The following is a 22269-nucleotide window of genomic DNA, read 5'->3' as shown; positions in this document are numbered from 1 at the left end:
CCGCCCGACCCGCCCGACCATTTGAGTGGTGAACCTCGGGCGTTGTCCCTTCACCCGCCGCATGCGTCAGGTGAAGGGACAACGGGAGCGGTGAACCACTGAAATGAACCGTCAGAGGATCGGGGCTTCCGGCTTGGTGGCGTCGGCGGGGGCGTTGTCGTCGACCGACTCCAGCTCGTCGACCTGGATCCGGGTGGTCCAGCGTTGGTCCGGGTCGGGGGACGGGATGGAGTCGAGGAGCAGTTTCGTGTACGGGTGGGTCGGCTCGTGCATGACCGTGGAGACCGGGCCGCGTTCGACGATCTGGCCCTTGGTGATGACCATGACCTCGCCGCCCAGGTAGTAGACCGTGGACAGGTCGTGGGTGATGAACAGTGTGGTCATGCCGTGCTCGCGCTGGAAGTCGAGCAGGATGTCGAGGAAGTGCCTGCGGACCTGGGCGTCCAGCATCGACACCGGCTCGTCGGCGATGATGAACGACGGGCGGAGCATGTGGACGCGGGCCAGCATGATGCGCTGCCGCTGGCCACCGGACAGCTGGTGCGGGTAGCGTCCGAGGACGTTCTCCGGCTCCAGCCGGACCGCCTCCAGGGACTCCTCGATCAGCTTCAGGCCGGCCTCGCGGGTCGAGGCCAGCTTGAACTTCTTGACCGCCTTCCAGAGCACGCGATCCACCCGGTAGAAGGGATTGAAGATCGCGTACGGGTCCTGGAACACGGGCTGCACGTCGCGCCGGTAGGCGTCGTACTCCGCACGGCTCAGCTTGAAGATGTCCTTGCCGCCGTACAGCACGGACCCGGCCGTCGGCTTCTGCAGGCCGAGCACGTTCCGCGCGATCGTGCTCTTCCCGCTGCCGCTCTGGCCGACCAGGCTGACGATCTGCGGCGGTGACGCGGCCAGGCTGAAGCTCACGTCGTCGACCGCGGTGATGTAGCCGTCGGCGACCCCACGGGCATGGAATCGTTGCTGTACGCCACGAAGTTCGAGCTCGGATTTCATGATGCCCTCCGTCCTACCTGCGGGATGGATTCGATCAGCTGCCGCGTATAGGGGTCCTGCGGATCCTTGAATACCTGCCGTACGTCGCCGACCTCGACCAACCTGCCCTCGTACATCACCGCGACCCGGTCCACCAGCTGCGCATGCACGCCCATGTCGTGCGAGATGACCATCAGCGTCACGCCGAAGTCGGTGCGCAGGTCCGCGAGCGACTGCAGGATCACCCGCTGGATCGTCACGTCCAGCGCGGTGGTCGGCTCGTCCGCGATCACCAGATCCGGTTCGAGTGCGACCGCGATCGCCATCAGCACCCGCTGCTTCATCCCGCCGGACAGCTCGTGCGGATACATCCGGGCCACCCGCGGCTCCAGACCGACCTGGCCGAGCAGCCGCGGGATCAGCTCGTTCAGCGATTCCTTGCGCGCCGGCGCGTGCTCCAGGATCACGTCCTTGAACTGCTCCTCGACGCGCATCACCGGGTTGAGCGAGCTCATTGAACCCTGTGGCAGATAGGACAACGCCGACCACCGAAGGACCCGCAGCTCTTCGCCTTGGACCTTGAGCAGATCGACGGGCGATCGGCCGGCCGGGTGGAACATCACCGAGCCGCCGGTCACCTTGCCCGGCGCCTTCAGCAGCCGCAGCAGCGCGACCGCGAGGGTGCTCTTGCCGCTGCCCGACTCCCCGGCGATCCCGAGGATCTCACCGCGGCGTACGTCGAGGTCGATACCGCGGACCGCCTGAACGTCGCCGCGGTTGGTCGAGTAGACGACCTCGAGCCCCTTGACCTCCAAGACATTCTGAGACTCGTCACTCACCGGCCACTCCCCTCAGTCGCGGGTTGTAGACCTCTTCGAGGCCGATGTTCACCATGTTCAGCGCCGCGAACAGCAGCGTCAGCAAGGCGATCGGGACCACGAACATCGGCCAGGCGCCCAGCGTCAGCGCGCCGGTGCCGATCGCGTTGAAGATGATCTGGCCGAGGTCGATCACGCCGCCCGGGCCGAGGCCGATGATCTCCAGGCCGACCAGGCCGAAGATCGCGCCCAGCGCCGACGATGCGAAACCGACGCCGATGAAGGGCAGCAGGTTCGGCAGCAGCTCGGTCACGATGATCTCGATGTCCCGCGCCTTGCTCACCCGCGCCAGATCGACGTACGGCCGCGTCCGCAGGCTCAGCACCTGCGAGCGGATCGTCTTCGCCGCGAACGGCCAGGAGAAGATCGAGATCATCACGCCGACCTGGAACAGGCTGACGTTCTTCGCGTACGCCGACAGCGCGATCAGCAACGGGAACGTCGGGATGACGAGCAGGATCCCGGTGAACGTGGAGAGCACGTTGTCGATCCAGCCGCCCTTGTACCCGGCGACGAACGCGACGATGACGCCGGCGACGGTCGAGATCACGCCGGCGATCGCGCCGATCTGCAGCGAAACCGCGAGCGCCTTCACCACCATCGCGAACACGTCCCGGCCGAACTGGTCGGTGCCGAGCAGATGCTTCGGTCCGGGCACCTGCCACTTGTCGTACGCCGCCAGCTCGATCGGGTCCTGCCCACCGCCGATCGCCTTCACGATCAACGGGCTGAGCAGCGCGACCAGGACCAGCAGCCCCAGGATGACGAGCCCGGTCGCCAGGCGCCGGCTGTTGCGGATCGTCCGCAGTACCGCGGTCAGAAGTCTCATCGTCATCACTTCCAGTACTTGACCCGCGGGTCAAGCAGCGGGAGCAGGAGGTCGAGGAGCAGTACGGCGGTCAGCACCGAGAAGATCGCGATGTCGGTGACGCCGAGAATCGTGTTGAAGTCCAGCTGCTGGATGGCGGTGACGAGTGTGGTGCCGAGCCCCGGATAGCTGAACAGCTGCTCGACCAGCACGTTGCCGTTGAAGATGAAGCCCAGCGAGATACCGAACGCGGTGATCTGCGGCAGGTAGCAGTTCCGCAGCGCGTACCGGGTCAGGATCCGGGAGTTCTTCAGCCCCTTGGCCTCGGCGTACACCAGGTAGTCCTCGCCGAGAATGGGGATCATCAGCATCCGGGTGGACAGGATCCAGCTGAACGTCCCGATGATCACGATCGACAGACCGGGCAACAACCCGTACTTCAGCACACTGCCGATGAAGGCCAGATTGATCCCGGGATTGATGTTCGAGTCGTACGCCGATCTCGCCGGCAACAGCCCCATCGAGTACGCGAAGACGTACACGAGGATCAGCGCGACGAAGAAGTACGGCACGTGCGACAGCGCGATCGACAGGTTGGTGGCGATCGCGGAGCCGACCTTGCCGCGCCGCCAGCCGGCGATGGCGCCGATGATCACGCCGAAGATCCAGGCCAGCACGGCCGAGATCCCGAGCAGACCGATTGTCCAGGGCAACGATCGCAGGATCACCGTCTGGGCCGGCGTCGGGTAGTTGATCAGGCTCGGCCCGAGGTCGCCGTGCAGGACCAGCTTCTCCATGTACTTGAAGTACTGGGTCAGCAGGTTCCCGTCCAGCCCGAACTCGTGCCGGTAGCGGGCGATGAGCTCCGTGCTCGCCTGAGCGTTGTAGACATAGTTCTGCTGCAGGGTCTGGATCAGCGTCTGGACCGGATCTCCGGGCATCAGCCGGAAGAAGAAGAACGCGATCGTCAGCGCTCCCCACAGTTCCACCAGGTAGAGGCCGAACCTGCGGATGGCGTACGCCGCCAGCGGATGCCGCGACAGCCAGGCCCGCACCCCCGACGGAGGTGCGGAGTCCTGGCTCTTGTCCACGGCTACCGCAGGCGGGGCTTCCGCCGTCACGCCGGTCCCTTCTGCCCGGTGGCGCTGATCTTGGCGAGCACGAAGATGAAGTGCGGCCACCAGTTGAGCGGCACCTCGTACAGGTCGTCGTCGGTCGGCCAGTCCTTCCAGAACGCCGTGTTGAAGTACGACGGGTAGCCGGTCTGGATCGAGGCGAGCAACGGCAGCTGCTGGAAGTAGATCTCCAGCGCCTTGTCGAGCAGCGGCTTGGCCTGCGGCGAATCCGGGTTGAGCTGGCCCAGTTGTTCGACGACCTTGTCGAAGTCGGGATTGCGGAACCGCATCTTGTTCTTCTGCGCGGCGTTCTTGCCGATCGGCTGGTACTTGTCGCTGGTCCAGTCGGTGTACAGCTGCACCGGGTCGATCGCGAAGCCGGCCCAGTTGGAGTCGATGTCGTACTGGCCGCGCTGGAACTTGTCGTCGTGGACGCTTCCGGCCAGGCTGCGCAGCGTGGCCGGGACGCCGACCTTCGCGAGTGCCGTCTTCAGCACATTGGCGATCGCGTACTCGGCGCCGTCGACCGGCGAGACCGTGATGATCTCGAGGTTGATCTCCTTGCCCTTGTACGTCCGCTTGCCGGCCGCGTTCTTCGGCGCGATCTCGTCCAGCAGCTGGCTCGCCTTGTCAGGGTTGAACTCGAACTTGTACTTGTTCGCGAGATCGTCGTTCTTCCACTTGTCGTTGGTCGGGTAGTCCGCCCACGGGTACTGGGCAGGCGGGACCTTGACCGGCCAGATCGAGTTGCCGATCTTCTCCCGGTCGATGCAGTAGTTGATGGCCCAGCGCATCTTCGGCTCCGCCATCACGCCGCGCGCCGGGTCGCAGTTCAGCCAGAAAACCCGGGGGTTCGGGTCGTGGAACTGCGTCGTCACGAGGTTCGGGTAGCCGGTGTTCCGCAACTGCTTGGCGTGCGGCTCGTCGACCGAGCCCACATCGAACTCGGCGCGCTCGAACGCCAGCGACGCCTGGTCGAGCTGCTTCGACGTGCTCTGGAACACGACGTACTGCGGTTTCACGTCGAGCTTGTCCTTGTTCCAGTAGTTCGGGTCCTTCTCCCAGACGAACATCTTCTGGTTCCGGATCGCCGTCTTCAGCTTGTACGGCCCGGAGCGAACCGGCGGGTTGTCCTTGTACTTCGTCGGGTCCTGCGACTTCCAGATGTGCTCGGGCATGATGTTGTTCGGCGCCCCGGAGATCGCGGCGATGAAGTTGTAGTGGAAGCGCGGTGCCGGCTTCAGGAAGGTGACCACCGCGGTGTGCGGGTCGGGAACGTCGATGGTCTTGACGAACTCCTTGAGGTCACCACCACCCCCGAAGAGGTCCGGACGATCCTTCAGCAGCATCACGGTGAACTTGAAGTCGTTCGCGCCCAGCGGCTGACCGTCGTTCCAGTGGGCCTTCGGATCGAACTTCAGGGTCAGCTCGGTGAAAGCGTCGTTGTACTTGTACTCCGTCGCCAGCCACGGCGTCAGCTTGCCGGTGGCGAAACTGAGGAAGAACAACGGCTCGGTGCTCAACTCCACGCCGGCGCCCGACGGCGAACCGTTCGGGATCATCCCGTTGAAGCTGTCGAAGACGGTGTACTCGACCTGGCCGACGATCACCGACTGGTCCCGTGGAACCGGGATGTTGGCCTTGCCGATCTGGATCGACTTGGTCGCAACCGGCTTGTTGTTGTTGGCCGGCTTGTCGGAGTACGAGCCGCCGCCGGAACAGGCCGCGAGGAACGCGGTCATCGCCGCGGCGGCACCTCCTCCGACCAGGCTTCGCCGACTCAGCTGGTAGCGGACGACATCTTGAACGTCTTCGAACTGGGGCCGCGGCCCACTGGATGACACCTCGTTCATGACGAAAGTCACCTCCGTTTCCGTTGCGCGGACAGGCTCATCACCCACCGAGAGGTGTCACGGACTATAAGTAGCTATGACAACGTTGGCAAGAGTTCATTGCCACGTTGAAACTTGGAGGTCATATCCGCAGATCAGTCGATATACCAACCTATGACAACGTTGGCTAGCTCTGAGTGACGCCCGTAGGCGGAAACGCTTCCAACCGCGATCACAGGGCGTACATTTTCGGCGCGGCGGCCGGATCCGGTCAGTCGTATACGGCGTCGACCAGAAGTTCCGTACTGCGGTCCGGTTCGTTCAGAACCGCACGGACAACGTGCCTGCGGTCCCAGCGACCGGCTGCCCAGGCAAGCGCTTTCGCAAGTCCGTCGAAGGTCGCCGCGTGTGGCGCGCCGTCGGCGTCCACCCACCACGAAACCTCGACGCCGTCGACCGTCAGCTCCTCGTGCTCCCACCAGGTCGCCGGTACCCCGGGCACCAGTTGTCGCACGATCGGCGGTACGTCGGCCGCCGTACCCGGGCCGTCGATCTTGCCTTCGGCAACTTCTTGTGCGGGCGGTACGTCGAGGAGGTCACTCAGCCCGTCGGCCGCCGCACCGGAGGCGATCACGAACCCGCCCAGATCCTCCCGCTGCACCCACATCGGACCGTCGATGACGACGGCCCGGTCCGCGTCGATCACCCGGGTCTCGCCGTCCGCGCCGAGCACGCGGACCTGCTCCGGAGCGTCGCCCGGGAACAGGGCGAGCGTGCCGAGGCGGGTCCACAGGCGGAGGATCGATGCGGCATCGACCTGGCGTTCTGGGTCTGCCAGCCGCTCGAGCACCAGACTGATGCCGTCGGCATCGAGATCGCCGACGTCGCGGACGAGACCGACCGCGGTACGGACCTCGGGATCGAGTCCGGCCGTCCAGGCGGGTGCTTCGTCCAGGAAGCTCGCGAGGACCGGTTCGGCGTCGGGGTCCGCCCGGCCGGCGAGGGGTTCGCCGTCTTCGAGCAGGACGTGCTCGCGGATCCACCAGGCGGCGTACGACGGTACGCCGAGTGGGCGGTCGTCCGGGCCGACGACGCGCACCTGGGTGACGAGTGCCCGGCGCAGATCGGGCTCGGAGCCGATGATTTGCAGGGCTTTCGGCCAGTTGTCGTCGGTGATCCAGTCGAGGTCGCGGATCGCTTCGAGTTCGCCGACCGTCGCGCCGTAGCGGGATCCGTCGGGGGCGACGTCGTACGCCCAGTCCTCGATGGCGTCGAGGTCCTGGACGGCTTCGGGCAGTTGGTCGAGCGCGACGTCGGAGGCAGTGACGAGGCCGAGGGACGCGAGGACGCCGACCGCTTCGAGCGCGGGCAGGCCGTAGCGATCCACGAGGTCACCTGCGATGGGTGCGACCTCGTCGGGGTCGAGGATGCTCTGGACGGCAGAACCCTCGACAACCAAGGCGTTCGCGGGGACGAGGTCACCCTCGGCGTCGCGGAGTACGAGGTCGTTCAGCCACCAGAGACCCTCGGCCTGGGCTGGGTCGGCTGCGACGAGGCTGAGTACGGCGTGGGCGACCGCGTCCGGGTCGTCGGCGTCGGCGGAGTGCTCGACCGCCGTACGGACAGCGCTGTCTTCGAGGAGTGATCGTGGAGTGGCGGGGATGGCGCCGAGTCGCTCGAGGGCCGGGTCGACGGCGTCAGGGTGGACGACGCGTACGCCGTACTCGCCGAACGCGGCGAGGATGTCGACCGGGATCTCCGGACCGGGCAGCAGCAGACCGCGGGCGCCGCGGACGAGACGACCGTCGGCCAGCGGGACGGGGAGAGTGCCGAGGGATTCCCGGATGAGCGCGTCGGTGACCATGGTGCCGAGCGAGTTGTAGAGCGCGCGCCACCAGCCCGGCGGCTCGTCTCCCCCGAGCTGATCCACGACTTCGGCCAGCTCCAGACGCTTTACCTGCAAGGCATCCAGCGCCAGCTGATCCTCACGCCGCGATCTGATCAGGCCCGGCACGATCGGCGCCAGCTTCTCGTCGAACGCGTCGTCCGCCCCCTCCACCACGACCGCATCCCGCGGCCGCAGCAGAGCCCCGCCCTCCACGGCTCTCAGCAACGGAGTGGCGGGGAGGTGGTCCAGGATCTGTTCGCGGAGGGCTCGATCCAGTGGGCCTGCCGCCAGGCCGGTTGGGACGAGTTGGAGGACCTCGTCGCCGGCCTCGGCCCGCTCTCGCAGAAGCTCCGCGAAGGCGGCGGCCGCTTCCCCGACCAGGCGATCGGTCAGCGGACCCTTGGCAACGTGCCGCCGGGTCGAGTCGAGCGGGAAAGTTGCCAGTAGCAACGCACCGAGCGATACGAGTTCGTCAGTGGGTGTTGGCGCATGGACTACTCCCGGTACGTCGGTCGTCGGGTTGCGGGGCAGGGCCCAGACGACCGACCAGGTCGGGCGCGTGCGTTCCTCGCTCGGGCGATCGGCCAGCAACTGCTCGCGTTCGGCAGTGTCGAACACGCCGCCGGCGCGGTGGATGTGCCAGCGGGACTCGGCGTCTTGCAGTACCCGGTGGTCGTCGTCGGTTTCGATTTCAATGCGTTGGAGGCCGGGAAGGGCGAGGAGGAGCGCGTCGTCGGCTTCGGCGAGCAGGCGCCGGACGAGCGCCGCGGCCGCCTCGTCGCGGAGGGGCAGGATGACGGCGGTGTCGTACCCCGCAGGCGGTTCGCCGTCCGCTTCGAACGGCAGCCGTAGAACAGGCACTTGCCCGTCACGTCGCCGTACCTCGGTGTCGAGATCACCTGCGAGTCCGGCGATCGCGGCCGCGGTGTCGGCCTTCGAGAACCGCACTCCGCCGGTGCGCGACAGGACGACCGGTTCGTCGGTCACTGCAAGCACAGCGGAGAAGCCGACCCCGAACCTACCCACCGAAGGCTCTTCGCGCTTCGCTGATGCCCTCAGGGTCGCCAGCGACTCGACGCCCTCCGCAGTCAACGGCGCACCAGTGTTCGCCACAACCAGCGTGTTGTTCTTGAACTCGAACAGCATCCGGCCCGGTACTCCGGCGCGGGCGGACGCGTCGGCGGCGTTCTGGGCCAGTTCGATCACCAGCCGGTCGACGTACCCGCCGAGGGCCAGTTCCTCCTCTGCGTTCGCGTCTTCACGGAAGCGAACAGGTGCGGCCGTCCATCCGGCCAGCACCCGTTCGCGGATTCCCGCCGTACCGAACACGTCGTCAGTCACCGAGGCAGTATGTCGCACCTCCGGGAGGACTATCGTGGTGCGGTGATCGCATCCGGCAGCCGGTACGTCGCCCTTGGCAGTTCGTTCGCGGCCGGACCGGGGATCAACCCGATCGTGCACCCTCCCGCCGGACGCTCGGGCAACAACTACGCGCATCTGGTCGCGGCCGAGCTCGGGCTCGAGCTGACCGACGTCACGTACTCCGGCGCGACCACCGCACACCTGCTCGACACACCACAGGACGACGCACCGCCGCAGCTCGAGGCGCTCACGCCGGACACCGCCCTGGTGACGATCACCGTCGGCGGCAACGACCTCGAGTACGTCGGCACGTTCCAGCGCGGGAGCTTCCTCAACACGGTCGCGAAGCCCGCGACGATCCTCGGCCGCCGGGTCGCGAACCGGATCCGCGCGCGGGTCAGCTACCTCAAGGCCGAGGCGTCGTACCAGGCTGTCGCGGACTCGTTGACGACTGTGGTCGAGCGAGCCCGGGACCGTTCGCCCGAGGCGCGCGTCCTGCTCGTCGACTACCTCAGTCTGGTCGGTCCGGCCACGCGGCCGCGTCTCGACGTACCGCTGAACGAGGAACAACTGCCGAGCGTCGCGATGATGGCCGACGGCCTGGCCGGCGCGTTCGCGAAGGCCGCGGCGGCAACGGGAGCGGATCTGGTCGCAGCGTCTGCCGCGAGCCTTGACCACGCGGTCGGTACGGCGGATCCGTGGACGACCGGTTTCACGCTGCGACCGCCGAGCCTCGGGGGCTTCGTCCCGTACCACCCGAACGCGGCGGGCATGCGTGCAGTCGCCGGCCTGATCCTCGAGGTGCTGCGGACGTGAAGGTTCGCGAGGCGACCGAGTCCGACGTCGACGCGGCCGTCGGCACCCTCACCCGCGCCTTGGTCGACTATCCGATGTCCCGGGCCTGCGTAGACCCGGACGGGTATCTCGAGCGACTGACGGAGTACCACCGGCTGTTCGTCGAAGCGATCGGGCTGCCGCACGGCCGGGTGTGGGTCACCGAGGACGTGAGTGCGGTCGCAGTCTGGTTCCCCCCGGACATGCCGGCGGACGCGTTCGCCCCGCACACCGCCGCCTTCCAGGAGCTGGCCGGATCCAGGGCCGCGCTCAACGCGGAGTACGGCCAGGCGATCGGCATCTTCCACCCGCGCGACCCGGTGTGGCTGCTCGCGCTCGCCGCGGTCGATCCCGATCGTCAACGCCAAGGCCTTGGCCATGCGGTCATCGAGCCGGGTCTGGCCGTGGCCGACGCCGCTCACTCCCCCGCGTTCGTCGAGACCCAGGACCCCGCAAACGTAGGCTTCTACGAGTCCTTCGGCTTCACCACGATCGCCGAGCTAGAGCTTCCTCACCACGGCCCGACCCATTACTCGATGTACCGCGCCGCCCGCTAGGCGGGCTTGTACACGTACGGCGTGGTGGTGGTGACCGCGAGGAAGCCGAGGCGTTGCAGGATCGGGGAGCTGTCGTCGGACGCGTCGACGTGGAGGTACTTGTAGCCGAGCTCGACGGCACGAGCGGCGCGTACTGCGACGAGCGCCGTGTAGATGCCCTTGCCGCGCCACTCGGCGAGCGTTGATCCGCCCCACAGGCCCGTGAACTCGGTGCCCTTCTTGTACACGGCCCAGGCGGCGGAGACCACCTGACCGTCGGCCTCGGCGACGAAGATGTCGGTGCCGCTCGCGTGCCGGCGTACCAGGTCGTCGGCCAGCCAGGACCAGTCGTCGTTCCACACGGTCGACTCCATCGCGGCGATCCGCTCGAAGTCGGCGCGGTCGGAGACCAGGCGGATCGTGACGCCGTCGACCGTGTCGCGGCCGCGCAGGCGCTCGGCGATGTCGGCGCTCTCGGCGACGAGCACGGTCTCCTGCTCCTCGGGCTCGAACCCGGCGGCCCGCAGCCGGTCCGGCAGGTCGGCGGGCCGGTCGTGGCCGCGGAGCTTCCATTCGACCGACTGGCCCTTCGCCGCGAAGTAGTCGCGCTGGCGGGCGATCAGTGCGTCGATCTCGGCGCTGTCGAGACCGTCGAGCGTGCGGTAGCTGACGAACCCGCGGCTCGGGTACTCGACCCGGATCACCGGGCCGTCCATGCTCGTCGGCACGTCCGCGCTCTCACTGGTTCCGCGCAGTTGGCCGTCGTACACGGCGAGCAACTGCCCGCGCTTCGAGGCATCAGTCACGAAAGGACTCTGACACGCGATCGGATCACCCACCAACTGCGACGACGCGCGCTCTTGTTCGTACGCCGATGACCGCGGCCGGCGGGCTCGCTGAGGCCGTGCTTGGTATCGCGGTTGTCGTTGGCGAAGTGGCTCAGCGAGACCATCAGGTTCAGCGGTTCCATCGGTCGGTCCTCCAGGTTCTCGGCGCTTATACCCAGAGGTCGGCGCCGACGGACTCAGATTGACATCCCGCGGCTAGGAATCTTTCTCGGTGACGAGAACCAACTGCCGCAGCAGGTCGTCGAGCCGGGTGCGATCAGCGGCCGGCAGTTGGTGGACCAGCTCCTCCTCGACCCGGCTGATGTCGCCGATGGCGCGCTCCCAGAGGTCGCTCCCGGTCCGGGTGAGGGTCGCGACGACCTTGCGCCGGTCGTCGCGGTCGTGCGCGCGGTCGATGAACCCACGCCGCTCCAGCGCATCCAGCCGATTGGTCAGCGCCGCCGCGGACATCCCGAGCCGCTTGGCCAACCCACCTGGCGTCTCGCGGTACGGCCAACTTCCCGCCGCAGACGTCGTCACCGCCGCCACTCACGACCTGGCGCTGGCGAGGCAACAGTGGGAGCGATCGACCGAACTGCGGCAGAAGGTCGGGCATCTGCTCGGAGCACTGGCCCAGCAGACGTTGCTCGCCGTACTGCTACGCGACGAAGGCGACATCGCGGGCTCGCAAGAACTGGCCGCCGAGGTCAACCGCTGGGCGACCCAGGTCGACCTGAAGTTCATCGTCCAGGAGACGGCTGGCCTGATGGCAGACCGAACGCAGCAGGCACGCCCGCGCTGAATGCGACATGATCCGGCGGCCGCCCCGGAGGCACCAGACCGACGGATTTCAGCAAGGCATCAGCGTCCAGCGAGGTAAGCGTCGCGGAGTGCAGGATCCACGGAGGGTGTTCGTTGGGCAGGTACCAGGTGCGGCCGGCGCGCTCGATGTGCAGACCCCAGCGCGCGGTGAGGAAGTCTTCAAGCGGCCCGACCGGCAAGCGCTCCCCCAGCGAGATCCCAACAGCTGACTCGATCCCACGCAAGCTCGACGTGTAGGTGTGGTGGCTGCGGTCGCGCACGTGACTCATGCGAGCCCATCGATACGGCAGCCCGAAGACAGTCCGCGCCGCCGCGACCACGGCCAGCCGGTTCGCGTCGAGGCTGAGGAACACGACACCACGCCGACCGGTCTCGTCGATCGAGTACAGGCGGATGTTCGTTTCCAGGAACGAGCCGAAGTACGGCACGCCCGGACCGTGCGGCAAACCGGTGTCGACCATCCGGAACGGCACGAGACCGACGTACGTGCGTCCTTCGAAGGTGTCCGGACGCGTCCCGGGCGGGAAGAACCGGGCAACCGCGGCCGGCTCGACCGCCCAGTGCACGAAGGTCAGATCCAGCCACCGCTGCCGCAGGATCCGCGGTCGCCGCAGCGCCGGAGCCGCTGGCCAGACCACCTAGTCGGCGGTCGGACGGATCTCGCACCTCGGCCGCCCGTCGTTCAGCTCGCAGACGACGTACGCCGTACTCCCCGACTCGGCCGGCTTCCACGGCATCACGGCGTCACCGGCGAGCAGTGCGTCCAGCGTCTGCAGTTCGGGGTCGCGCTGCTCCTCGTGGTGCCGGTATCCGGCCGCGCCCAGGGCCAGCGCGATCGCCATCCCGAGCAGGTTCACCTCGTTCGGCTGGTCCGGGACGGTGGTGCCCTCCCCCGGCTCCAGCTTGATGCCGTGGTCCGGGACCTCGACGATGCGCGCGGTGTACTTTCCAGCACTCATAGGCCGAGCGTAACCGTAGCGGTCAGCTGGTGTCCGCTACACCTTCTAGTGTCGGAGGTATGGAGTTTCGGACAGCGGTACCCCAGGCAGAGCTGGACGAGTTGCAGCGGCGGCTGGACGCGGCCCGGTGGCCGGATCAGTTGCCGGAGGCCGAGTGGTCGTACGGCGTGGAGCGCGAGCGACTGCGGGAGGTCGCGGAGTACTGGCGCGCGTCGTACGACTGGCGACGGTTCGAGGAGCGGCTCAATGCGCAGCCGCAGTACCTGACCGAGATCGACGGCCAGCGCGTGCACTACATCCACCGGCAATCGTCGGGCATCCCACTGCTCCTGCTGCACGGCTGGCCGGGAGCGAACTCCGACTTCCTGGACCTGATCGAGCCCCTCGCGGAGGACTTCGACCTGGTGATCCCGACCATGCCCGGCTTCGGGTTCTCGGGCCCGACGACAGCCACCGGCTGGGGCGTCGAGCGGATCGCGCGGGCGTGGGCGACGCTGATGGAGCAGCTCGGGTACGAGCGGTACGGCGTACACGGCTACGACTGGGGTGCGCGGATCGCGCCGGCGCTCGCCCGGTTGGCGCCGGAGCAGGTGATCGGGTTGCACCTGGACGGCTACCTGGCGTTTCCGCAGGGTGAGGAGCTGACGGAGGACGAGCAGCAGCGGCTGAGCGGCTTGGACAAGTGGCAGGCCGAGCGGTCCGGGTACGCGTCGATCCAGGCCACGCGACCGCAGACCCTGTCGTACGCCTTGGTCGACTCCCCCGTCGGTCAGCTGGCCTGGAATCTGGAGTGGTACGACGACTACGGCCACCGGATCGGCGCCATCAGCAACGACAAGATCCTGGACAGCGTGACGTTGACCTGGCTGACCGGGACCGCGGGGTCACAGGCCAGGCTTTACCGCGAAGGTCAGTCGTCGTGGGGCACCGAGGTCGCCTGGTGCCCGGTCCGGACGGGGCTTGCCGTGTTTCCCAACGACAGCACGGTTCGCAAGCTGGTCGAGCGGGAGTTCGACGTCGTGCACTACACCGAGTTCGACCGCGGCGGCCACTTCGCGGCGCTGGAGGTCCCCGACCTGGTGATCGAGGACCTCCGGGCGTTCTTCGCCAAGCTCTAGGACGAGAAGGCCGCGTCGAACGACGCGGTCGGCGCGTCGAAGGCGAGCGAGCGGACGAACTGGACGGCCTCGGCCGCACCGACCAGGCGGTCCATCCCGGCGTCCTCCCACTCGACCGAGATCGGGCCGTCGTACCCGATCGTGTTGAGCATCCGGAAGCACGCCTCCCACGGGACGTCCCCGTGGCCGGTCGAGACGAAGTCCCAGCCGCGCCGCGGGTCGCCCCAGGCGAGGTGCGAGCCCATCCGCCCGTTGCGGCCGTTGCCGACCTGACGCTTCGCGTCCTTGCAGTCGACGTGGTAGATCCGGTCCTTGAAGTCCCACAGGAACCCGACAGGGTCGAGGTCCTGCCAGACGAAGTGGGACGGATCCCAGTTCAGCCCGAACGCCGGCCGGTGCCCGATCGCCTCGAGCGTCGCGGTCGTCGACCAGTAGTCGTACGCGATCTCTGACGGGTGCACCTCGTGGGCGAACTTCACGCCCACCTCGTCGAACACGTCGAGGATCGGGTTCCACCGGTCCGCGAAGTCCTGGTACCCGGCCTCGAGCATCGCCGGCGGCACCGGCGGGAACATCGCGACCGTCTTCCAGATCGACGACCCGGTGAACCCGACCACGACGTCGACGCCGAGCGCACGCGCCGCCCGGGCGGTGGTCTTCATCTCCTCCGCCGCCCGTTGCCGGACGCCTTCCGAATCACCGTCGCCCCAGATGTGGGCGGGCAGGATCGCCTGGTGCCGCTGGTCGATCGGATCGTCGCAGACCGCCTGCCCGAGCAGGTGGTTGGAGATCGTCCAAACCTTGAGGTTGTGCTTCTCGAGGATGTCGAGACGATCCTGCACGTACGCCGGATCCTCGGCAGCCCGCCGTACGTCGAGATGGTCGCCCCAGCAGGCGATCTCGAGGCCTTCGTAACCCCACGACGCCGCCAGCCGGGCCACCTCCTCGAAGGGGAGGTCGGCCCACTGCCCGGTGAACAACGTGATCGGTCGAGCCATGTCGTCTGCCCCTTACCGGACGCCGAGGAGGTGTTCCATCGCCAACTGGTCCAGGCGTTCGAACCCGAGACCGCGGTCGCCCAGCGCGTCCGGGTCGTACGACGCGCTGCGGATGTCGGCCAGCGACTCGCCTTCGGCCAGCGTCGGCTCGTTCAACTCCCCGACCCGCGCGGCTGCGAGCGCCTCGACGACCTCCGGGTCGGCCCGGAACGCGTTCACCTTCTCGCGCAGGATCAGGTAGTTCCGCATACAACCGCGCGCGGTCTCCCAGACGCCGTCCTCGTCCTCGGTCCGCGGCGGCTTGTAGTCGAAGTGGATGTGCCCGTCGTACGCCGGGTAGCTTCCCGCCCCCTGCAGTACGTCGACCGTCCAGAACGCCTCGCGCAGGTTGCCGGCGCCGAACCTCAGGTCCTGGTCGAACCGCGGACCGTGCTGCCCGTTGAGGTCGATGTGGTACAGCTTCCCGTGCCACAACGCCTGCGCGATGCCGTGCGCGTAGTTCAGCGAGGCCATCTGCTCGTGCCCGACCTCGGGGTTGATCCCGACCAGCTCCGGGTCGGCGAGATCGTTGATGAAGGCAATGGCATGGCCGATCGACGGCAGCAGGATGTCACCGCGTGGTTCGTTCGGCTTCGGCTCGATCGCGAAGCGGAGGTTGTACCCCTGCTCGCGGACGTACGCGCACAGCAGGTCCATCGACTCCTTGTACCGATCCAGCGCGGCCCGCACGTCCTTCGAACCACCGGACTCGGCACCTTCACGACCGCCCCACAGCACGTACGTCGTCGCGCCGAGCTCAGCAGCGAGGTCGACGTTGCGCAACACCTTCGCCAGCGCGTACCGCCGTACCTGGCGATCGTTGGCGGTCAGGCCGCCGTCCTTGAAGACGGGGTGGCTGAACAGGTTCGTGGTCATCATCTCGACGCCCATGCCGGTCTCGGCGAGGGCCTTCGTGAAGCGCTCGAGCACCTGCCCGCGAGTGCTGTCGTCAGGTACGACGTCGTCGTCGTGGAACGTCACGGCCGCGGCGCCCAGTTCCGCGAGCTTCTCGACGGCGTGGACCGGGTCCATCGCCGGGCGCACCGCCGTACCGAAGACGTCGACGCCCTGCCAACCGACCGTCCACAGACCGAAGGAGAACTTGTCGTCCTTGGTCGGGGTAAAGCTGTTCATGCCGGAATCTCCTGCCATTGACGGGATGTGGAACTGGTCTCGACCGCGGCCAGCACGCGCTGGACCTGCAGTCCGTCGGCGAAGGACGGCGCCGGATCGGTGCCGTCGGCAATCGCAGTGACGAGGTCGACGACCTGGTGGGTGAAGCCGTGCTCGTAGCCGAGCAGGTGGCCCGGCGGCCACCACGCACCGACGTACGGGTGGTCGGGTTCGGTGGCGAGGATGCGGCGGAAACCGGCCGTCCTCGAGTCATCGGTTGCGTCGTAGTAGTGCAGTAGGTTCATGTCCTCGAAGTCGAACGCCAGACTGCCGAGGCTTCCGTTGATCTCGATCCGGATCGCGTTCTTCCGGCCGGTCGCGAAGCGGGTCGCCTCGAAGACACCCAGCGCCCCGGAGCGGAACGTCGCCAGGAACACGGCCGCGTCGTCGACGGTGACCGGTCCGCGCCCTGCGTCAACAGGCCCCGCCGTACCCGCGAGGCCGGAGTGCTCGGCCGCCACCGGACGCTCCTTGACGAACGTCTCCAGCCGCGCGCTGACCTCGCCGATCGTGTCACCGGTGATGAACTGCGTCATGTCGATGATGTGCGCGCCGATGTCGCCGAGCGCGCCGGAGCCCGCCTTCGACTTGTCCAGCCGCCACGACAGCGGCGCCTCCGGATCGGAGATCCAGTCCTGCAGGTACTGCGCGCGCACGTGCCGGATCGTCCCGAGCTTGCCCTCGGCAACGAGCTGGCGGGCCAGCGCGATCGCCGGCACGCGGCGATAGGTGAACCCGACCATCGACCTGATGCCCTTGGCCTCGGCCGCTTCGGCCGCCGCGGTCATCGCCTCGGCCTCCTCGACGGTGTTGGCCAGCGGCTTCTCGCACAGGACGTGCTTGCCGGCCTCCAGTGCGGCGATCGCGATCTCGGCGTGGCTGTCGCCCGGCGTACACACGTCGACCAACTGGACGTCGTCGCGGCCGAGCAGCTTGCGCCAGTCGGTCTCGGTCTCCTTCCAGCCGAGCTTGGCCGCGGCCGCTTGGACAGCGTCGGCGTTGCGGCCGCACAGCACGTTCATGGCCGGGTCCAGTGGCAGGTCGAAGAAGCGCGGCGCGCTCCGCCAGGCCTGCGAATGGGCCGCGCCCATGAACGCGTAGCCGATCAGGCCGATGCCCAGGTTCGTCATGACTCTCCTTAGCTCTCGTCAGTTCTCGAGATCTGTCATTGCGCGACGCCGGTCGCAGCGCGTCCGACCAGGGTCGGGTCGACGAAGACCTGGTCGAGGGAGATCTGCGCGCCGCCGCGGACGGCCGCGGTGAAGCCGAGCTCCGAGCGGACGACCCGGCAGCCGCCGCCGTCAGGTACGATCGCGCGGTCGCGGATCGCCTTCTCCAGTGGCTCCTGCAGCCAGGGCCCGAGCACGGCGAAGTACCCGCCGAGCACGAGCACGTCCGGGTTCAGCAGGTTGACCAGGATCGCTCCCCCGATGCCCAGCCAGCTCCCGACGTCCTGCAGCGCGGCCAGCGTCCGCGCGTCCCCGGCCTCGGCCCGCCCGGTGATCCAGGCCAGCCGTTGCTCCACGTCCAGCGACGGGTCCCGCACCGGGTCGTCCCTGTCCGTTGCCTTGTGCAACAGCGCGGTCAGTCCGACGACGGTCTCCCAGCAGCCGGTCCGACCGCAGCCGCAGGTCCTTCCCGGCGGCGCGACCGGCATGTGCCCGACCTCACCGCTGTAGCCGTGCCCACCGCGCAGCAGATGCCCGCCGGTGACCACGCCACCACCGACACCGATCGCGCCGGTCAGGAGGACGAGGTCATGAACCGCGCTCTTGTCCTCGGCTCGGCGGAGTTCGGCGTACGCCGCCAGCGTGGCCAGGTTTGCCTCGTTGTCGACGTGCAGCGGGTACGTCGGCTCGCCCAACCGGGTCCGCAGCTCCTCCGTCACCGACACCTCGCTCCAGCCGAGGTTCGGAGCGAGCCTCAGCTCGCCCGTCGCAGCGTCGACCAGACCCGGGACCGCGAGGGTGACGCCGGCGATCTGCCCGCTCTCCGCTGTGACGGCCGCGACAGCTTCCTGGACGAGCTCCGCCAGGTCGTCGAGCGTCGTCGCAGGATCGAGGTGAGCGACATCGATCGGCACCCGCTTCTCGAACACCACGCCGCCGGCGAGGTCGAGCGCGGCGACTGCCAGGTAGTCGACGTTGATCTCGGCGCCCACACCGCAGACGCCTGACCCGTCCAGCTCGACGAGCAGTCCGGGGCGGCCGAGGGCGCGGGAGGAGTCCGCGGAGCCTTCGCGCAGCAGCCCACGCTCGACCAGTTCGGCGACGAGGCTGCTGACGGTCGCTTTGTTCAGGCCGGTGTCGTCGGCGATCCGGGCCCGGGAGCGCGGACCGAGGTCCCGGACGTGCCGCAGTACGACCGAGAGGTTGTTGCGCCGGAGCGAGACGTGGTCGGCGGCGACACCCCGGCTGCCCGGGCGGCGACCGTCGGTCAACGTCATCTCGATGCCTCCAGCCTCGACTTTGTCTGTTGATCCAACAAACTAAGTTCAGGCTGACCGGGCGTCAAGAGTTCCGTAACCGTGAAGTTCTTGCAGGACTTTGTCCAGATTTGTACGCTCGCGGCGCACCTCCTGTCCGCCCCCTCCAGGAGCACACTCATGAAACTCACCCGCCGTTCCCTGCTCGCCACCGCCGCGGCGGCTGCCGTGGCCGGCAGATCTCAGCTCTCGTTCGCCGCGAGTCCGGCCGGAGACGTGGTCGGCAAGATCACCGTCGGCTACCAGGGCTGGTTCGCATGCCCCGGAGACGGCGCCCCGATCAACGGGTGGTGGCACTGGAGCAGCAACTGGGGTCAGCCGCCCTCGCCGACGAATACCGCGATCGTGAGCTGGCCGGACGTGCGCGACTTCAGCTCGACGTACGAGAGCGCGTACTCGAACCTCGGCAACGGGCAGCCCGCCAAGCTGTTCTCGTCGTACGACCAGCAGACCGTGAACACGCACTTCCAATGGATGCAGCAGAACGGCTGCGACACGGCCGCGCTGCAGCGGTTCAACCCGACGGGCGGCGAAGGGCCGACCCGCGACGCGATGGCCGCGAAGGTCCGGCAGGCTGCCGAGCAGTACGGGCGGAAGTTCTACGTCATGTACGACGCGACCGGCTGGGCGAACATGCAGTCGGAGATGAAGGCCGACTGGTCCGCGAAGATGAGCGCTTACACCTCGTCACCGGCGTACGCGCGGCAGAACGGAAAGCCCGTGGTGTGCATCTGGGGCTTCGGGTTCAACGAGGCGAACAAGGACTTTCCGGCGTCGGTCTGCCTCGACGTCGTGAACTGGTTCAAGGGCCAGGGCTGCTACGTGATCGGCGGCGTGCCCACCCATTGGCTGCCCGGCAACGAGGACTCGCGGCCCGGGTACCTGGACGTGTACCACGCGTTCAACATGATCTCGCCATGGATGGTCGGCCGGATCAGTGACATCGCGGGCGCGGATCACTACTACAACAACGTGAACCAGCAGGACCAGGCCGACTGCAACACCCACGGGATCGACTACCAGCCGTGTGTGATCCCGGGCGATCTGCAGTCCGGGCACCGGCTGCACGGCGATCTGATGTGGCGGCAGTTCTACAACCTGACGCGGGTCGGGGTGCAGGGCATGTACATCTCGATGTTCGACGAGTTCAACGAGGGCAACCAGATCGCGAAGACCGCGGAGACGTCCGCCTGGGTTCCGTCCGGGTCGGGTATTCGCGCACTCGACGAGGACGGTACGGCGTGCTCGGCGGACTACTACCTGCGACTGACCAACGACGGCGGTCGCATGTTCAAAGGCCAGGCGCCACTGACCTCGGTACGGCCGACACCGCCTCGGATCTAGAACAGCTCCATGCTGTCGGCGGTCGCGGTGATGACCGGGTTGTCGAAGTACATCCGGCAGGCGATGGCGTGGCCGGAGCAGGTGAGCAGGGCCGGGCCGGCAGCATCGACGACCTTGTAGGCGACCGGGTGCTCGCAGCGCTCGACCTCGCCCTCGTTCTGCCGGCCGCAGCCGAGGACGTGACAGGTCGCGGTGTCGCCGATGTTCATCAGCGTCAGGCCGTGCTCGGGGCAGACGCCCCAGCCGACACCGCAGACCTGGCCTTCGTTCGCGGCGAGCCGGACGAGTTTGCCGGCGGTGGCCTCGAGCTTGGTCGCCATCTCCCGGAACGTGGTGGCGGCCTGGTCGAGCTCGTGCCGGAACCGCCGCAACTCGGTGGAATCGGGCATGCTCTGCGTCGCAGCCTGCAGGTCCTCGGCCAGCGTCATCGCCGCGACCGCGATCTCGTCGACACGGACCGGGGTGTTGAACTGACGCAGCGTCGTACTGCTCTGCGCCCGCGGACGATCGCGCACCTCGGACAGCCAGTCCGAGCGTGGCGGTGTGTCGGTGCGGATCTCGGCGATCCGCTCGTCCGGCTGCCATGCGGCCGGCTTCACCGGCGGCATCGGCTGCTTCGGCTCAGGACGGCGGCCGTTCGGCCCGTCCGACTGAGCGGACTGCGCGGATTGTGTGGATTGTGCGGACTGCTCCGCGGCCGGCGGTTCGAGGTGAGCGGCTGGTTGCGGATCGTGACCGTTGGTCCCGTTGGCTGATCCGTTCACCGGGATCCGGCTCTCCTGCGCTGTCCGCCCGTTCATGCAGCCTCACTTATCAGTGCCTGGCACCCGCCACGCGATGCGCGTCCCCTGTTGTGCCCTCGGTGGCCGATCGTCGCATGTTCCAGGTACCCACGACCAGAGGAAAAACAACGGCGTCACGCACCGCTCCCCCGCCCTTGCAGACCGCAACGATCAACCCCCAGGCACAGGAAGATTCCCCGGTCCGATGGCCACCGAATCACATCGGGTGGGTTACTCAACGTGGTTTTGACATTTCCGCACTGACCGTCGTCAGGTGGTCGCTGTGAGGTGCTGCCGGAGGAACTCGACCGTGCGGGCGCGGGCGCGGAACGCCGAGTTCGGCGGGTTGTCGCGGATCTCCGCGGTGAGCACCGCGTGCGCGCCCTTCCCGTAGCCGTCCGGGTTGCCCGGCGAGGAGTCGAGCTCGATCACCTCGAACGCGTCGCCGAGCTGTGCACGGAGCGTGCTGAACCGCTCGGGGGCCGCCGCCCGGTCCCCACTGAACCGCAGGCCCAGGACGCACAATCCGTCGGTCCGGGTCCGCTCCTTGACGACCTCGAACTCCTGCTGCGACAGACCGGGATCACGGCGCCGCTTGGCGCTCACCGGGAACGGCACCGACGGCTGGCTGAGCACCGGTGCGTTGACGACGTCCTCGACGGCTGCAGCGAGTGCGAACCCGCCGGTGAAACACATCCCGATCACGCCGACCCCACGACCCGGCGTCCGCGCGGCCAGGTCCCTCGCGACGGCCCGCAGATACTTCGTGATCGGCCGCTCGGCGTTGACGGCGAAGCTGCGGAACTCCTTCGCGACGCACAACCGCGCGACGATCCCGAGCGTGTAGCCGATTGTGGGCGGGCGCCCTGGCGTGCCGAACGGGGACGGGATCACCACCGTGAATCCTTCGCCGACGAGATGCTCACCGAACTCGGCCACCTCCGGACTCAGGCCCGGGATCTCCGGAATCAGCACGACCCCCGGCCCCTTGCCCTTCTCGAAGCAGTCGTAGGTCAGCCCTGCGCCGGCAAACGGCGCCTTGCGCCACGATCCCAGATCCACGGTCATCACTCGCCGATTAGTGTCTTCAGGTCGTCGACGACCGGGCGGATCTCGACCTGGCCGGCTCCGGCGACGGGATGGGCAGCGGCGATCTCGATGGCCTCGGCGAGAGTTTCGCACTCGATCAGGTCGAAGCCGCCCATCTGTTCCTTGGACTCGGCGAAGGGACCGTCGGTGGTGACGATCCTGGCGCCTTGGCGGCGTACGCCGGTGGCCTGCGCCGGCGGGTGGAGGGCGCCGCCGGTCAGGTGGACGCCGCGGGCCTGAACGTCGGCGACCCAGGCTTCGGTCCGGCGGATCATGTCCTCGGGAACGCCGTCGGGATAGTCCTCATCCGGCCGGATCAACAGCATGTACTTCACGGGGCACCCTCCGTTGCTGCGGCGCCGCGGGCCGGCGCTCGATCGGGACGTCGTTGCGGGATTGCAG

23 protein-coding genes are annotated in these 22269 nt (G+C 67.8%); 5 read left to right on the top strand and 18 right to left on the bottom strand.

Translation table 11 applies throughout. The annotated features are described in order from the left end of the window. Positions 1–111: 111 nt before the first annotated feature. The 6 genes from ACIA58_RS21175 to ACIA58_RS21150 all read right to left on the bottom strand — a co-directional run bounded on the left by ACIA58_RS21175 (position 112) and on the right by ACIA58_RS21150 (position 8840). Positions 112–999 carry an ABC transporter ATP-binding protein gene (locus ACIA58_RS21175; protein WP_396405434.1) on the bottom strand — a complete coding sequence of 296 codons (888 nt, stop codon included), beginning with the start codon at positions 997–999 and terminating at the stop codon, positions 112–114. Continuing rightward, positions 996–1817: an ABC transporter ATP-binding protein gene (locus tag ACIA58_RS21170; RefSeq protein ID WP_396405433.1), complete on the bottom strand. Its 822-nt coding sequence runs from the start codon at positions 1815–1817 to the stop codon at positions 996–998. The genes ACIA58_RS21175 and ACIA58_RS21170 overlap by 4 nt, the downstream gene beginning before the upstream one ends. Then, the gene (locus ACIA58_RS21165) at positions 1810–2685 is read right to left on the bottom strand and encodes an ABC transporter permease (protein WP_396405432.1); all 876 of its coding nucleotides are present in this window, start codon (positions 2683–2685) and stop codon (positions 1810–1812) included. The genes ACIA58_RS21170 and ACIA58_RS21165 overlap by 8 nt, the downstream gene beginning before the upstream one ends. Before the next feature lie 5 nt (positions 2686–2690). After that, the gene (locus ACIA58_RS21160; protein ID WP_396405431.1) at positions 2691–3785 is read right to left on the bottom strand and encodes an ABC transporter permease; all 1095 of its coding nucleotides are present in this window, start codon (positions 3783–3785) and stop codon (positions 2691–2693) included. Next, positions 3782–5521 (bottom strand): ABC transporter substrate-binding protein, encoded by a 1740-nt coding sequence (locus ACIA58_RS21155; RefSeq protein ID WP_396405430.1) that lies wholly within the window; start codon positions 5519–5521, stop codon positions 3782–3784. Before ACIA58_RS21155 ends, ACIA58_RS21160 begins: the two co-directional genes overlap by 4 nt. Positions 5522–5882: 361 nt before the next feature. Beyond that, entirely contained in the window at positions 5883–8840 is a 2958-nt protein-coding gene (locus tag ACIA58_RS21150) for a sacsin N-terminal ATP-binding-like domain-containing protein (protein WP_396405429.1), read from the bottom strand. A 42-nt stretch (positions 8841–8882) separates the two neighbouring features. On the opposite strand from ACIA58_RS21150, the gene ACIA58_RS21145 reads away from it, so the two are divergent. Then, on the top strand, positions 8883–9677 hold the full coding sequence (locus ACIA58_RS21145) for an SGNH/GDSL hydrolase family protein (protein WP_396405428.1): 795 nt from the start codon (positions 8883–8885) through the stop codon (positions 9675–9677). Further along, the gene (locus ACIA58_RS21140) at positions 9674–10252 is read left to right on the top strand and encodes a GNAT family N-acetyltransferase (RefSeq protein ID WP_396405427.1); all 579 of its coding nucleotides are present in this window, start codon (positions 9674–9676) and stop codon (positions 10250–10252) included. Before ACIA58_RS21145 ends, ACIA58_RS21140 begins: the two co-directional genes overlap by 4 nt. Here the strand turns inward: ACIA58_RS21140 and ACIA58_RS21135 are convergent. The 3 genes from ACIA58_RS21135 to ACIA58_RS21125 form a co-directional block, all read right to left on the bottom strand. Beyond that, positions 10249–11037: a GNAT family N-acetyltransferase gene (locus tag ACIA58_RS21135; RefSeq protein ID WP_396405426.1), complete on the bottom strand. Its 789-nt coding sequence runs from the start codon at positions 11035–11037 to the stop codon at positions 10249–10251. The genes ACIA58_RS21140 and ACIA58_RS21135 overlap by 4 nt on opposite strands. Continuing rightward, the gene (locus tag ACIA58_RS21130) at positions 11034–11201 is read right to left on the bottom strand and encodes a hypothetical protein (RefSeq protein WP_396405425.1); all 168 of its coding nucleotides are present in this window, start codon (positions 11199–11201) and stop codon (positions 11034–11036) included. Before ACIA58_RS21130 ends, ACIA58_RS21135 begins: the two co-directional genes overlap by 4 nt. A gap of 73 nt (positions 11202–11274) precedes the next feature. After that, positions 11275–11547 carry a MarR family transcriptional regulator gene (locus ACIA58_RS21125; RefSeq protein WP_396405424.1) on the bottom strand — a complete coding sequence of 91 codons (273 nt, stop codon included), beginning with the start codon at positions 11545–11547 and terminating at the stop codon, positions 11275–11277. On the opposite strand from ACIA58_RS21125, the gene ACIA58_RS21120 reads away from it, so the two are divergent. Beyond that, positions 11540–11860 carry a hypothetical protein gene (locus ACIA58_RS21120; RefSeq protein WP_396405423.1) on the top strand — a complete coding sequence of 107 codons (321 nt, stop codon included), beginning with the start codon at positions 11540–11542 and terminating at the stop codon, positions 11858–11860. The genes ACIA58_RS21125 and ACIA58_RS21120 overlap by 8 nt on opposite strands. Here the strand turns inward: ACIA58_RS21120 and ACIA58_RS21115 are convergent. Both ACIA58_RS21115 and ACIA58_RS21110 read right to left on the bottom strand, forming a co-directional pair. Next, positions 11799–12518 (bottom strand): YqjF family protein, encoded by a 720-nt coding sequence (locus tag ACIA58_RS21115; protein ID WP_396405422.1) that lies wholly within the window; start codon positions 12516–12518, stop codon positions 11799–11801. The two genes, ACIA58_RS21120 and ACIA58_RS21115, sit on opposite strands and share 62 nt — an antisense overlap. After that, positions 12519–12839 carry a hypothetical protein gene (locus ACIA58_RS21110; protein ID WP_396405421.1) on the bottom strand — a complete coding sequence of 107 codons (321 nt, stop codon included), beginning with the start codon at positions 12837–12839 and terminating at the stop codon, positions 12519–12521. Positions 12840–12898: 59 nt separating this feature from the next. Here ACIA58_RS21110 and ACIA58_RS21105 point away from each other — a divergent pair, with 59 nt between their 5' ends. After that, the gene (locus tag ACIA58_RS21105; RefSeq protein WP_396405420.1) at positions 12899–13957 is read left to right on the top strand and encodes an epoxide hydrolase family protein; all 1059 of its coding nucleotides are present in this window, start codon (positions 12899–12901) and stop codon (positions 13955–13957) included. Here the strand turns inward: ACIA58_RS21105 and ACIA58_RS21100 are convergent. Genes ACIA58_RS21100 through ACIA58_RS21085 form a run of 4 tightly spaced genes read right to left on the bottom strand, consistent with a single transcriptional unit; the run spans position 13954 to position 18613 of the window. Then, a complete protein-coding gene (locus ACIA58_RS21100; RefSeq protein WP_396405419.1) occupies positions 13954–14955 on the bottom strand; it encodes a sugar phosphate isomerase/epimerase family protein in 1002 nt (333 codons plus the stop codon). The genes ACIA58_RS21105 and ACIA58_RS21100 overlap by 4 nt on opposite strands. Positions 14956–14967: 12 nt before the next feature. Then, the gene (xylA, locus tag ACIA58_RS21095; protein ID WP_396405418.1) at positions 14968–16128 is read right to left on the bottom strand and encodes a xylose isomerase; all 1161 of its coding nucleotides are present in this window, start codon (positions 16126–16128) and stop codon (positions 14968–14970) included. Next, the gene (locus ACIA58_RS21090) at positions 16125–17297 is read right to left on the bottom strand and encodes a Gfo/Idh/MocA family protein (protein WP_396405417.1); all 1173 of its coding nucleotides are present in this window, start codon (positions 17295–17297) and stop codon (positions 16125–16127) included. Before ACIA58_RS21090 ends, xylA begins: the two co-directional genes overlap by 4 nt. Before the next feature lie 35 nt (positions 17298–17332). After that, positions 17333–18613, bottom strand: coding sequence for an ROK family protein (locus tag ACIA58_RS21085; RefSeq protein WP_396405416.1), 1281 nt, complete (start codon positions 18611–18613; stop codon positions 17333–17335). Between the two features lie 159 nt (positions 18614–18772). Here ACIA58_RS21085 and ACIA58_RS21080 point away from each other — a divergent pair, with 159 nt between their 5' ends. Then, complete coding sequence (locus ACIA58_RS21080; RefSeq protein WP_396405415.1) at positions 18773–19996, top strand: glycoside hydrolase family 71/99-like protein; 1224 nt, start codon at positions 18773–18775, stop codon at positions 19994–19996. Here ACIA58_RS21080 and ACIA58_RS21075 read toward each other — a convergent pair. From ACIA58_RS21075 to ACIA58_RS21065, 3 genes are all read right to left on the bottom strand, one after another. Continuing rightward, the gene (locus ACIA58_RS21075) at positions 19993–20796 is read right to left on the bottom strand and encodes a hypothetical protein (RefSeq protein WP_396405414.1); all 804 of its coding nucleotides are present in this window, start codon (positions 20794–20796) and stop codon (positions 19993–19995) included. The two genes, ACIA58_RS21080 and ACIA58_RS21075, sit on opposite strands and share 4 nt — an antisense overlap. Positions 20797–21048: 252 nt before the next feature. Continuing rightward, positions 21049–21846 (bottom strand): dienelactone hydrolase family protein, encoded by a 798-nt coding sequence (locus tag ACIA58_RS21070; protein WP_396405413.1) that lies wholly within the window; start codon positions 21844–21846, stop codon positions 21049–21051. Continuing rightward, positions 21846–22193, bottom strand: a complete 348-nt coding sequence (locus ACIA58_RS21065) for a YciI family protein (RefSeq protein ID WP_396406498.1) — start codon at positions 22191–22193, stop codon at positions 21846–21848. The genes ACIA58_RS21070 and ACIA58_RS21065 overlap by 1 nt, the downstream gene beginning before the upstream one ends. Positions 22194–22269: the final 76 nt, after the last annotated feature.

This window comes from Kribbella sp. NPDC051586 (genome assembly GCF_044453965.1).
In the GTDB taxonomy this organism is placed as follows: domain Bacteria; phylum Actinomycetota; class Actinomycetes; order Propionibacteriales; family Kribbellaceae; genus Kribbella.
This window is presented reverse-complemented; position numbering and strand designations above follow the sequence as displayed.